This window comes from Pseudomonas sp. TE6283, assembly GCF_054060555.1.
In genome coordinates, this window is the sequence record NZ_JBSSDH010000006.1 from 86,953 (window position 1) to 99,521 (window position 12,569).

General features: G+C 62.5%; 12 protein-coding genes and 1 pseudogene. 9 read left to right on the forward strand and 4 right to left on the reverse strand.

Annotated elements, in window-relative coordinates; genetic code table 11:
* Positions 1-263 precede the first annotated feature (263 nt).
* Positions 264-1,613: an NCS2 family permease gene (locus ACVWZ5_RS10755; protein ID WP_457340600.1), complete on the forward strand. Its 1,350-nt coding sequence runs from the start codon at positions 264-266 to the stop codon at positions 1,611-1,613.
* Positions 1,614-2,061: 448 nt separating this feature from the next.
* On the opposite strand, the pseudogene ACVWZ5_RS10760 reads toward ACVWZ5_RS10755, so the two are convergent.
* Positions 2,062-2,301: pseudogene (locus tag ACVWZ5_RS10760) on the reverse strand (RHS repeat-associated core domain-containing protein); the annotation flags it as partial.
* Positions 2,302-2,497: 196 nt separating this feature from the next.
* Entirely contained in the window at positions 2,498-2,851 is a 354-nt protein-coding gene (gene uraH, locus ACVWZ5_RS10765) for a hydroxyisourate hydrolase (RefSeq protein WP_062574702.1), read from the reverse strand.
* Positions 2,852-3,229: 378 nt separating this feature from the next.
* On the opposite strand from uraH, the gene puuE reads away from it, so the two are divergent.
* The 7 genes from puuE (at position 3,230) to ACVWZ5_RS10800 (ending at position 10,254) form a co-directional block, all read left to right on the forward strand.
* Complete coding sequence (gene puuE, locus ACVWZ5_RS10770) at positions 3,230-4,156, forward strand: allantoinase PuuE (RefSeq protein ID WP_028692846.1); 927 nt, start codon at positions 3,230-3,232, stop codon at positions 4,154-4,156.
* Complete coding sequence (gene uraD / locus ACVWZ5_RS10775) at positions 4,156-4,671, forward strand: 2-oxo-4-hydroxy-4-carboxy-5-ureidoimidazoline decarboxylase (RefSeq protein WP_457340601.1); 516 nt, start codon at positions 4,156-4,158, stop codon at positions 4,669-4,671. Before puuE ends, uraD begins: the two co-directional genes overlap by 1 nt.
* Positions 4,672-4,775: 104 nt before the next feature.
* Complete coding sequence (locus ACVWZ5_RS10780; RefSeq protein ID WP_011532943.1) at positions 4,776-5,279, forward strand: ureidoglycolate lyase; 504 nt, start codon at positions 4,776-4,778, stop codon at positions 5,277-5,279.
* Positions 5,280-5,324: 45 nt separating this feature from the next.
* Positions 5,325-6,644, forward strand: coding sequence for a urate hydroxylase PuuD (locus ACVWZ5_RS10785; RefSeq protein ID WP_028692844.1), 1,320 nt, complete (start codon positions 5,325-5,327; stop codon positions 6,642-6,644).
* 194 nt (positions 6,645-6,838) lie between these two features.
* Positions 6,839-8,194, forward strand: a complete 1,356-nt coding sequence (locus ACVWZ5_RS10790; RefSeq protein WP_028692843.1) for a nucleobase:cation symporter-2 family protein — start codon at positions 6,839-6,841, stop codon at positions 8,192-8,194.
* Between the two features lie 141 nt (positions 8,195-8,335).
* Positions 8,336-9,121 (forward strand): outer membrane protein OmpK, encoded by a 786-nt coding sequence (locus tag ACVWZ5_RS10795; protein ID WP_062574705.1) that lies wholly within the window; start codon positions 8,336-8,338, stop codon positions 9,119-9,121.
* A 350-nt stretch (positions 9,122-9,471) separates the two neighbouring features.
* Complete coding sequence (locus ACVWZ5_RS10800) at positions 9,472-10,254, forward strand: outer membrane protein OmpK (protein ID WP_062574706.1); 783 nt, start codon at positions 9,472-9,474, stop codon at positions 10,252-10,254.
* Positions 10,255-10,346: 92 nt separating this feature from the next.
* Here the strand turns inward: ACVWZ5_RS10800 and ACVWZ5_RS10805 are convergent, their stop codons facing one another.
* Positions 10,347-11,261, reverse strand: coding sequence for a DUF808 domain-containing protein (locus tag ACVWZ5_RS10805; protein WP_062574707.1), 915 nt, complete (start codon positions 11,259-11,261; stop codon positions 10,347-10,349).
* Positions 11,262-11,394: 133 nt separating this feature from the next.
* Between ACVWZ5_RS10805 and ACVWZ5_RS10810 the strand changes: the two genes are divergently transcribed.
* Positions 11,395-12,006 carry a TetR/AcrR family transcriptional regulator gene (locus ACVWZ5_RS10810; RefSeq protein ID WP_028692838.1) on the forward strand — a complete coding sequence of 204 codons (612 nt, stop codon included), beginning with the start codon at positions 11,395-11,397 and terminating at the stop codon, positions 12,004-12,006.
* Between the two features lie 42 nt (positions 12,007-12,048).
* Here ACVWZ5_RS10810 and ACVWZ5_RS10815 read toward each other — a convergent pair whose 3' ends face one another.
* On the reverse strand, positions 12,049-12,489 hold the full coding sequence (locus tag ACVWZ5_RS10815; RefSeq protein WP_028692837.1) for a GlcG/HbpS family heme-binding protein: 441 nt from the start codon (positions 12,487-12,489) through the stop codon (positions 12,049-12,051).
* Between the last annotated feature and the right edge of the window lie 80 nt (positions 12,490-12,569).

The following is a 12,569-nucleotide window of genomic DNA, read 5'->3' on the forward strand; positions in this document are numbered from 1 at the left end:
GTATGGCGCCATTGTACACAGGCTGACCCGTTTCTGCAGGTGGCCTTTTACCTATATAGCCGTTGTACGACCGTTTGTACGCACAAAAGATAAAACATTATTTGCTTTATTTGTACACAAAAGCATAATCCTGCGAGCAACTTCCTGACCCATAAGTCAACAAAATGGTCGGACGTCTGCCACACCCTCCCTCGCGAAGCCCCCAAGTGCATCGGCTCAGGACCAGGCTTCGAACAACAAGAAAGACTTGAGGAGTACTCGCTGTGGAAAGCCGCAAATCCGAAGCACCTACGCTGGATCTCGCCCCACCGCTCGAATCGGGCTGGCTGGAGCGGATTTTCAAACTCAAGCGACACGGCACGACCGTCAGGACCGAACTGATCGCCGGGGTGACCACCTTCATCACCATGGCCTACATCATCTTCGTCAACCCCAACATCATGGCCGACGCCGGTATCGACCACGGCGCGGCGTTCGTCGCCACCTGCATCGCCGCCGCCCTGGGCTGCCTGCTGATGGGCCTGTACGCCAACTGGCCTGTGGGCCTGGCGCCGGGCATGGGGCTCAACGCCTTCTTCACCTACACCGTGGTCGGCACCATGGGCTACAACTGGGAAACGGCGCTGGGGGCGGTATTCGTCTCGGGCGTGCTGTTCATGTTCCTGACGGTTTCGCGGGTGCGCGAGTGGCTGCTCAACAGCATCCCGGTAAGCCTGCGCCATGCCATGGGGGCCGGCGTCGGATTGTTCCTCGGGCTGATCGGCCTGAAGACCGCCGGCATCATCGTCGACAGCCCGGCCACCCTGGTCAAGCTGGGCTCGCTGCATGAGCCCGGCCCGCTGCTGGCGGCCGTGTGCTTCCTGTTGATCGCCATCCTCAGCTACAAGCGGGTGTTCGGCGCGATCCTGATCAGCATCATCGGCGTCACCCTGGCCGGCTGGGGCCTGGGCTTGGTCAAGTTCGGCGGGGTGATGTCGATGCCGCCGAGCCTGGCGCCGACCTGGATGGCCATGGACGTGGCCGGGGTGTTCAACGTCAGCATGATCAGCGTGGTGCTGGCGTTCCTGTTCGTGCACATGTTCGACACCGCCGGCACGCTGATGGGCGTGGCCCAGCGCGCCAACCTGGTGGCGCCGGACGGGCGCATCGAGAACCTGTCACGGGCGCTCAAGGCCGACAGCACCTCCAGCGTGTTCGGCGCGGTGGTCGGCGTGCCGCCGGTGACCAGCTACGTGGAAAGTGCCGCGGGCGTGGCGGCGGGTGGGCGTACCGGCCTGACGGCCGTGGTGGTCGGCGTGCTGTTCGCTGCCGCGATGTTCTTCGCCCCGCTGGCCGGGATGATTCCGGCCTATGCCACCGCCGGCGCGTTGATCTACGTGGCGATGCTGATGATGGGCAGCATGGCGCATATCGAGTGGGACGAAGCCACCGACAGCATTCCGGCGATCGTCACGGTGATCATGATGCCGCTGACCTTCTCGGTGGCGGACGGCATCGCCCTGGGCTTCATCAGCTACGTGGCGCTAAAAGCAGGGACCGGCAAGTTCAAGGAGATTTCGGCCAGCCTGTGGGTGCTGTGTGCCATCTTCATTGCGAAGTTTGTGTTCCTCTGATCTTCACGGCCTTAACAGAGGGCGCTTCGGCGCCCTTACTTGTTGATCTTGATGATGTAGTTTTTTTCCTCGCGAAAATGCCCGTCCGCGAAAGGTTGGCTGGCTTTGTGTCAGGCGGAACCTCTTTTACAATTTCAATGACATCATAAGCCGCTGGCAGGATCGCGGTCACATCAAACGCATCCTTCTTGTAGCCTATGCCTGGTACCAAACTGACACCTTCTTGAAGAAGTGCCACTAAGGTAACACCCTCTATAGCGGCTTTACGGTAGCGTTCCACATATGCAGAATTTGGGCCGAGATAGAGAGCCTCCCCTTGAGCTTGCCTACCTGGCCTTGAATGGCCTCGGGCAACACCTTGCAACAGCCCTTGTACATTAAATCCATCTGTCGCATGAAACCCAAGCAATACACGCGGCGCAACCTTATTCAACAACATCACAGATGATCTAACATGGCCGCTCGGGTCTTGGTTGTTCACCGGATCCCTTTCACAGTAGCTGTATGCGTTCAAACCACCTATGGCGAACGGACTCAAACTGTCCGGGCTATTGAAATTCATTAAAGTCGGATTGTACGCTCTGTAACCATTACCCAAAAGGTAATGACCTGTTGCCTTTTCCACCCACTCGCCAGTGAACCCGAGCGAAAGTTGACCGAGCCGACGGTAGCCATAGGGTGCATATGCATATGTAGTGCTCATCAGGCGGGACACTCCAATGCGACTTGAAACCCGATGATCTCAAAAGACCGACAGACAGGCCACTGACAAAAATGTCAGTGGCACGCTCAACCCCTCCTGAAAAAGCTTATTCGGCAGACGAAAAAAAGCCCGCCAGTGTGAGAGCGGGCCAAGGACCTACGAAGATTCTTCTAGCGACCAACTAGCTTCCACGATAGGTCGAATAGCTGTACGGCGAGATCAGCAGCGGCACGTGGTAGTGCTCCTGCTGCTCGTCGATACCAAAGCGCAGCACGACCACGTCGAGGAACGCGGTGTCCGGCAGCTTCACGCCCTTGACGCGGTAGTAGTCACCGGCGCTGAACTGCAGTTGATAGACGCCGGTGCGGTAGTCGTCGCCCTGCAGCAGCGGCGCGTCGACACGGCCATCGCTGTTGGTCAGGGCGGTGTTCACCAGCTCCAGCTGCTGGCCTTCGACGCGGTACAGCTCGACCTTGATCGAGCTGCCCGGGCAGCCATGTGCGGCGTCCAGTACGTGTGTGGTCAAACGTCCCATTTGCTTGTCGCCTCTTGTCGTATGCGTGGGCAAAAAATACACGGCAATCACCGGGCACGGGGCCTACGGCGTGCGGGAATGACGACATTAAGACAGTTTTCCGTTAAATTGTACACAATTTTTTATCCCCTCCTGCGCAACCTCTACAAAACAAGCCACCAGTCGCGAAGACAAGCGCCATGCTGCCGCTCTCACCATTTACTGACCAATCGGGCAGGTTTCTTGCAAGCCATTCTCACGGGACAAATGGGAAGAAATGCGGAAAAACAGGCTTACAAAAGATTTCAGAAGTTGTATACAATCAGCCCATCCGGTGGTGCGACATCCCGACGCGGCCCGCCCCACCCACCGCATTAACGAACAAGAAGGAAGACTGCAGTGAGCGCTGACTACCCACGCGACCTGATCGGTTACGGCAACAACCCACCTCATCCGCAATGGCCGGGGAATGCCCGCATTGCACTGTCCTTCGTGCTCAACTACGAAGAGGGTGGCGAGCGCAACATCCTGCACGGCGACAAGGAGTCCGAAGCGTTCCTTTCCGAAATGGTCGCCGCCCAGCCGCTGCAGGGCGTGCGCAACATGAGCATGGAGTCGCTGTACGAATACGGCAGCCGCGCCGGCGTCTGGCGCCTGCTCAAGCTGTTCAAGGACAGCGGCGTGCCGCTGACCATCTTCGCCGTGGCCATGGCCGCCCAGCGCCACCCCGATGTGATCCGCGCCATGGCCGAGGCCGGCCACGAGATCTGCAGCCACGGCTACCGCTGGATCGACTACCAGTACATGGATGAAGCGCAAGAGCGCGAGCACATGCTCGAGGCCATCCGCATCCTCACCGAGATCACCGGCGAGCGCCCCGTGGGCTGGTACACCGGCCGCACCGGCCCGAACACCCGGCGCCTGGTGATGGAGGAAGGCGGCTTCCTCTACGACAGCGACACCTACGACGACGACCTGCCCTACTGGGAACCGAACAACCCGACCGACAAGCCGCACCTGGTGATCCCCTACACCCTGGACACCAACGACATGCGCTTCACCCAGGTCCAGGGCTTCAACTGCGGCGAGCAGTTCTTCCAGTACCTGAAGGACGCCTTCGACGTGCTCTACGCCGAGGGCGCCGAGGCACCGAAGATGCTCTCGATCGGCCTGCACTGCCGCCTGGTCGGCCGCCCGGCGCGCCTGGCCGCGCTCAAGCGCTTCGTCGACTACGCCAAGAGCCACGAACAGGTCTGGTTCGCCCGTCGCGCGGACATCGCCCGCCACTGGCACGCCACCCACCCGTACAAGAAAGAGAACGCCTGATGACCGCCTTCAAGACCCTCAAGCCTTCCACCCTCGAGCGCGCCGCCTTCGTCGCCGCCTTCGCCGACATCTACGAGCACTCGCCGTGGGTCGCCGAGAAAGCCTACGACCTGGGCCAGCTGGCCGAGCTGGACGAGATCGAGGCGCTGCATCAGCGCATGAGCGACATCCTGCTCAGCGCCAGCCATGCCGAGCAACTGGCACTGATCAACGCTCACCCGGACCTGGCCGGCAAGGCGGCCATCCAGGGCGCGCTGACCGAGTCGAGCACCAACGAACAGGCCGGCGCCGGCATCCACCAGTGCACCGCCGAGGAGTTCGCCCGCTTCACCGAACTGAACGACGCCTACAAGGCCAAGTTCCAGTTCCCGTTCATCATGGCGGTCAAGGGCAGCAACCGGCACCAGATCCTCGCCTCTTTCGAAAAACGCATCCACAACGACCAGGATGCCGAATTCAAGGAAGCCCTGGCACAGATCAACCTGATCGCCCTGTTCCGCCTGCTGCAGCTTTGAGGACTGCGTGCCCGCCTCGCCCGAGTGCGTGACGCGTCCGCACCCAGGGCCCGGCAGGCCGGTCCACCAGAATCCAGAACAACGAACATACAAGAGAGACCCGCATGCGCACCCTGATGATCGAGCCCCTGACCAAAGAAGCCTTCGCCCCCTTCGGTGACGTGATCGAAACCGACGGCAGCGACCACTTCATGATCAACAACGGCTCGACCATGCGCTTCCACAAGCTCGCCACGGTCGAGACCGCCGAGCCCGAGGACAAGGCGATCATCAGCATCTTCCGCGCCGACGCGCTGGAGATGCCGCTGACCGTACGCATGCTGGAACGCCATCCGCTGGGCAGCCAGGCTTTCATCCCGCTGCTCGGCAACCCCTTTCTGATCGTGGTCGCGCCAGTTGGCGATGCACCTGTATCAGGCTTGGTCCGAGCCTTCCGCAGCAATGGCAGGCAGGGCGTTAATTACCATCGCGGCGTCTGGCACCACCCGGTGCTGACGATCGAAAAGCGGGATGACTTCCTGGTGGTTGATCGCAGTGGTTCTGGCAACAACTGCGATGAGCATTACTTCCCCGAGGAACAGATGTTGATCCTCAATCCCCACCAATAAGAAAGGGTCGGTCATCGAGATGGTGACTGGCGAGAGGTACATACTGTGGAAGCACACCTTCACGAATGGCTGAACCTGAGCATTCGCTGGGTTCACATGATCACCGGCGTGGCCTGGATCGGTGCATCGTTCTACTTTGTCTGGCTGGAGAACCACCTGAACCGAAGCAACCCGCGCGATGGGTTGTCGGGTGACCTCTGGGCCATCCACGGCGGTGGTATCTATCACCTGGAGAAATACAAGCTCGCGCCGCCGAAAATGCCCGAGAACCTGCACTGGTTCAAATGGGAAGCCTACTTCACCTGGATGTCCGGGATCGCCTTGCTGTGCGTGGTGTTCTATTGGAACCCGAGCCTCTACCTGCTGGCGCCCGGCAGCACCCTGAGCGGCGCCGAAGGGGTGGCCATCGGGATCGGTTCGCTGGTTGCCGGCTGGTTCATCTACGACTTCCTGTGCGATTCGCCCCTGGGCAAGCAGCCGGCCCTGCTGGGCGCCGTGCTGTTCGTGCTGATCATCGCCGCCTGCTGGGGCTTCAGCCTGGTGTTCAGCGGCCGTGGCGCCTACCTGCACACCGGCGCGATCATCGGCACCATCATGGTCGGCAACGTGTTCCGCATCATCATGCCGGCCCAGCGCCAGCTGGTGGCGGCGATCGAGAACAACCAGACCCCCGACCCGGTGCTGCCGGCCAAGGGCCTGCTGCGCTCGCGCCACAACAACTACTTCACCCTGCCGGTGCTGTTCATCATGATCAGCAACCACTTCCCGAGCACCTACGGCAGCCAGTACAACTGGTTGATCCTGGCCGGGATCGCGGTGGCCGCGGTATTGATCCGTCACTACTTCAACACCCGCCACGACAGCAACAAGTACGCCTGGACCCTGCCCGTCGGTGCCCTGGCGATGATCTGCCTGGCCTATGTGACCGGTCCCAAGCCGCTGCCAACCGCACCCGAGCAGGCCGCCGCCAAGGTCGAGTACCAGCCGCTGCCGGCCACTGCCGTCGGTGGCAAGACCGCCGCCGAACTGCGCGCAGAGGAGGCCGCCAAGCCTGCCCAGGCACCCGCTGCGGAACCTGCCCAGGCTACGGCCCAGGCGGCCACCGGCAGCTTCGACAAGATCCACACCGTCATTCAGGAACGCTGCACCGTGTGCCACTCGGCCAAGCCGACCAGCCCGCTGTTCAGCGCCGCCCCTGCCGGCGTGATGTTCGACACCCCGCAGCAGATCCAGGCCCAGGCCGCGCGCATCCAGGCGCAGGCCGTCGCCAGCCAGATCATGCCGCTGGGCAACATCACCCAGATGACCGTCGAGGAGCGCAAGCTGGTCGGCGACTGGATCGCCAAAGGCGCGCAGGTCAACTGAGACACCCCACGATTGCGTGGGAGCGGGCTTGCCCCGCGATGAGGCCGGTACTCCCGGCCTCGCTTCCAAGCTCTACGTAACAAGCAAGCATCGAGCGTTCGGCTTCACGCGGGTCCCCAGCCTCCTTCACCGGAGCCTGCCACGTGAAGCCGCCCGCTTGGATCCGAGAATAAAAACAAAACTCGAGGTGCTGCATGTCCGAGTCACCCAAGGCGTACATCCCTGTTGCGCCACCACGACAGCCCCTGCCCTTGTTCCAGCTGATCCTGGTGGGTCTGCAACACGTTCTGCTGATGTACGGGGGCGCCATCGCGGTGCCGCTGATCATCGGCCAGGCGGCGGGCCTGTCCCGCGAAGAAGTCGCCTTCCTGATCAACGCCGACCTGCTGGTCGCCGGCGTTGCCACCATCATCCAATCCTTCGGTATCGGCCCCGTGGGCATCCGCATGCCGGTCATGATGGGCGCCAGCTTCGCCGCCGTCGGCAGCATGGTGGCCATGGCCGGCATGCCCGGCGTCGGCCTGCAGGGAATCTTCGGCGCGACCATCGCCGCCGGGTTCTTCGGCATGCTGATCGCGCCGTTCATGTCCAAGGTCGTGCGCTTCTTCCCGCCGCTGGTGACCGGCACGGTCATCACCTCGATCGGCCTGTCGCTGTTCCCGGTGGCGGTCAACTGGGCCGGCGGCGGCCATGAGGCGCAAGCCTTCGGCGCGCCGATCTACCTGATGGTCGCCGGGCTGGTACTGGCGGTGATCCTGCTGATCAACCGCTTCATGCGCGGCTTCTGGGTCAATGTGTCGGTACTGGTGGGCATGGGCCTGGGCTATGTGCTCGCCGGCTCCATCGGCATGGTCGACCTGTCGGGCCTGAGCGAGGCACCGTGGCTGCAGGTGGTCACCCCCCTGCACTTCGGCATGCCGACCTTCAGCCTGGCGCCGATCCTGTCGATGTGCCTGGTGGTGGTGATCATCTTCGTCGAGTCCACGGGCATGTTCCTCGCCCTGGGCAAGGTGACCGACCGTGAAGTCACGCCGGGCATGCTGCGACGCGGCCTGCTGTGCGATGCCGGCGCGTCGTTCATCGCCGGTTTCTTCAACACCTTCACCCACTCTTCGTTCGCCCAGAACATCGGCCTGGTGCAGATGACCGGGGTTCGTTGCCGCTACGTCACGGTGATGGCCGGCGCCCTGCTGATCCTGCTCAGCCTGCTGCCCAAGGCGGCCTTCCTGATCGCTTCGATTCCGCCCGCGGTACTGGGGGGCGCGTCCATCGCCATGTTCGGCATGGTCACCGCCACCGGGATCAAGATCCTCCAGGAAGCGGACATCGCCGACCGACGCAACCAGCTGCTGGTCGCGGTCAGCGTCGGTTTCGGCCTGATCCCGGTGGTGCGGCCGGAGTTCTTCGCGCAGATGCCGCAGTGGATGGAGCCCATCACCCACAGTGGCATCGCCATGGCCACCCTCAGCGCCCTGGTGCTGAACCTGCTGTTCAACATCCTCGGCGGCGCCGACCGCGCCGCGCACAACGATGCCTGTCACCAGCATTGAGTGACCTGGGGCGGTGCCGTAGCGGCCGCCCCGTTCCAACCACGCGGTAACGCTGGACCGTCGGCCCGCCGGAATGGGCCGCCCGGGGCGCTTGCGCGCCGAAAAAGCCCTTACAAAAACAATAAGTCCGGGAATCACAACATGAAGCGCATCACCACGTCCGTCCTGCTGGGCAGCAGCCTGCTGGCCACCCTCCCCGCCCACGCCGGCGAATGGCTGCAATGGCACGGCGAAAGCCTGTCCTACCTGTACGGCAAGGACTTCAAGGTCAACCCCGACATCCAGCAGACCATCACCTTCGAACATGCCAACAAATGGAAGTACGGCGACACCTTCCTGTTCGTCGACAAGATCTTCTACAACGGCAAGGCCGACCCCGGCAAAGGCGTGACCACCTACTACGGCGAGTTCAGCCCGCGCCTGTCGTTCGGCAAGATCTTCGAGCGCAACCTGGCCTTCGGTCCGATCAAGGACGTGCTGCTGGCCATGACCTACGAACGTGGCGAGGGCGACAACGAGGCCTACCTGATCGGCCCCGGTTTCGACCTGAACGTGCCGGGCTTCAACTACTTCACCTTGAATTTCTACGTGCGCAACACCGAAGGCAGCCGCCCCGGCGACAACGTCTGGCAGATCACCCCGGCCTGGTCGTACACCATCCCGGTGGGCAAGTCCGACATCCTGATCGACGGCTACATCGACTGGGTGGTCGATAACGACCAGACCCGTCGCGGCACCTACCACGCCAACCTGCAGTTCAACCCGCAGGTCAAGTACGACCTGGGCAAGGCCCTGAACCTGGGCGCCAAGCAGCTCTACGTCGGCTTCGAATACAGCTACTGGAAGGACAAGTACGGCATCGACAGCCGCGGCAACGTGGACAGCAACCAGAGCGTGGCCAGTGCCCTGGTGAAGGTGCACTTCTGAAAAACTGACCGAACGCCCAAATTTGCACCACCGTGCTCCAGGACGGAGCACTTGAGGCCCGGCGCGCAAGTGAGTAATCTGCGCGCCCCCTCGATCGGGGCGGGAAGGATCCCGCCCGCGTTTGCTGACCGCTCAGTCAATGTTTCCGGGCGGTTGGCCAACGTGTTGCCAGCGTGAAATACCCATTTCATCCGTTCAGAAAGACGTCGAGCAGGATGGTTGTGCCCAACGTGGAAAAGTTGGCGCAGCTCTTGCCAAACAGCTGTGGCCAATTGAAAAAAGCTGACCCAAAAGACAAGAACAGCGCCCGAGCGCTGACAACAGATCCAATCAAGGGAGCGACACTCGCAATGCGTACCATCAATAGCCTGATCCTCGCCGGTGGTCTGCTGGCCTGCGGCGCCAGCCAAGCCGGCGACCTGCTGCAATGGCAGAACAACAGCCTGACCTACCTGTGGGGCAAGAACTTCAAGGTCAACCCCGAGATCCAGCAGACCGTGACCTTCGAGCACGCCGATGCGTGGAAGTACGGCGACAACTTCTTCTTCCTCGACAAGATCTTCTACCAGGGCAAGAAGGACGCCAACAACGGCCCCAACACCTACTACGGCGAGTTCAGCCCACGCCTGTCGTTCGGCAAGATCTTCGACCAGAAGCTCGAGTTCGGCCCGGTCAAGGACGTGCTGCTGGCCATGACCTACGAGTTCGGCGAGGGTGATACCGAGTCCTACCTGATCGGCCCCGGCTTCGACCTGGCCATCCCCGGCTTCGACTACTTCCAGCTGAACTTCTACCAGCGCACCACCGACGGCAGCCGTCCGGGCGACAATGTCTGGCAGATCACCCCGGTGTGGTCCTACACCATTCCCGTGGGCTCGTCCGACATCCTGATTGACGGTTTCATGGATTGGGTGGTCGACAACGACGAGAACCGTCGCGGCACCTACCAGGCCAACCTGCACTTCAACCCGCAGGTCAAGTACGACCTGGGCAAGGCGCTGCACCTGGGCGAGAAGCAGTTGTACGTGGGTATCGAGTACGACTACTGGAAGAACAAGTACGGCATCAAGGACAGCGATGCCTTTACCACCGATCAGAACACCATGAGCTTCCTGGTGAAAGTGCACTTCTGATCACACAGCGCTCAGGCTCTGTCTGACGTGGGAGCGGGCTTGCCCCGCGATCGCTATCGCGGCGCAAGCCCACTCCCACGCCCCTGCGCTACTCAATGCGCAGGGCGTAGCGCCTGCCACAGCTTGCCGACGACGCTCACCACCGCCAGCACCACAGCTCCCGCAATCACCCCCGCCACACCATTGAGCAGCGCCCCGGTCAACGCCCCGCCCCGCCCTTCGCTGAACGCCTCGATGGCGTGATGCAGCGGCGCGATGCCGTGCACCAGGATGCCGCCGCCGACCAGGAACATCGCCGCGGTGCCGATCACCGACAGGCTCTTCATCATGTACGGCGCGGCGCGCAGGATACCGTTGCCCACCGCCTGGCTCAGCGCCGAAGCTTTCTTGGTCATCCACAGCCCCAGGTCATCGAGCTTGACGATGCCTGCCACCAGGCCATAAACCCCCAGGGTCATGACGATGGCGATCCCTGACAGCACGATGATCTGCTGGCTCAACGGCGCATCGGCCACGGTGCCCAGGGTAATGGCGATGATCTCGGCAGAGAGGATGAAATCGGTGCGCACCGCGCCCTTGATCTTGCTCTTCTCAAAAGCCACAAGGTCGACCTGCTCGTCCGCCACAGCCGCCTTGCGCGCCTCGTGCTGCGCCTCATCCTCGGCCTTGCTGTGCAGGAACTTGTGCGCCAGCTTCTCGAAACCCTCGAAGCACAGGTAGGCGCCGCCGACCATCAGCAACGGAATCACCGCCCAGGGAATGAACGCGCTGATCAGCAGCGCCGCCGGCACCAGGATCGCCTTGTTCACCAGCGAGCCCTTGGCCACCGCCCACACCACCGGGATCTCGCGCTCGGCGCGCACACCGGTGACCTGCTGGGCGTTGAGCGCCAGGTCATCACCCAGCACCCCTGCGGTCTTCTTCGCCGCGACCTTGGTCATTAACGAGACATCGTCGAGTACCGTGGCGATATCGTCGATCAATACCAGTAAGCTGCTTCCTGCCATGTCAAAATGTTTCCAGTAGGTTCGTATGGCCGGGATTCTAGCCCAAAGACGCTGCCTTGAGCGCTCGTCCGGGCGGGTGCTACCATGCCGGACCCCATTTGCAGGGGGCCAGACAACAGGAAGACCCCTGACAATGAGCACCATTCGCGAGCGCAACAAGGAACTGATCCTGCGCGCGGCCAGTGAAGAATTCGCCGACAAGGGCTTCGCCGCCACCAAGACCAGCGACATCGCGGCCAAGGCCGGCCTGCCCAAGCCGAACGTGTACTACTACTTCAAGTCGAAGGAAAACCTCTACCGCGAGGTGCTCGAGAGCATCATCGCGCCGATCATGCAGGCCTCGACGCCGTTCAACGCCGACGGCGATCCGAAAGAGGTGCTCAGCGCCTACATCCGCTCGAAGATCCGCATCTCCCGCGACCTGCCCCACGCCTCCAAGGTGTTCGCCAGCGAGATCATGCATGGCGCGCCGCACCTGTCGCCGCGCCAGGTCGAGCAGCTCAACGAGCAGGCCCGCCACAACATCGAATGCATCCAGCGCTGGATCGAGCGCGGTCAGATCGCCCACGTCGACCCGCACCACCTGATGTTCAGCATCTGGGCGGCGACGCAGACCTACGCGGATTTCGACTGGCAGATCGCCGTGGTGACCGGCAAGGCCAAGCTGGCCGACAGCGACTATGACGCGGCGGCGGAGACGATCATCCGCCTGGTGTTGAAGGGCTGCGAGCCCGAGGCGGCCTGATAGGGCCAATGGGGCCGCAGAGCGGCCCCAAAATGCCGAGCCTTACGCAGCAACCCCCGCATCCGCCGTCAGCCCCACCTCTTCGATCGCACTGATCGCGCACTGCTCGTCGATATCCGAGGTATCGCCGCTGATCCCGACGGCCCCCAGCACCTTGCCGTCACGATCACGGATCAGCACCCCGCCCGGCACCGGCACCACCGGCCGCTCGCCCAGCCCGTTCAGCGCGGCATAGAACGCCGGCCGCTGCTGCGAATCCAGCGCCAGCAGGCGCGAGCCCTTGCCCAGGGCCACCGCGCCCCAGGCCTTGCCGATGGCCACCTGCGGACGCAGCAGGGTGGCGCCATCCTCGCGCTGCAGCGCCAGCAGGTGCCCGCCGGCATCCAGCACCGCCACGGTCAGCGGCGCGGCGTTGATCTTGCGGCCCGCGGCCAGCGCGGCGTTCACCACGCCGACAGCGTCTTTGAGGGTCAATGCGTTCATGAAAAGGTCCTCTTCTTGTTGTGAGAAGCCCTGAGGGCAGTTGAAAACCAGTAGACAGAATAGAACACAACGAAGGCACG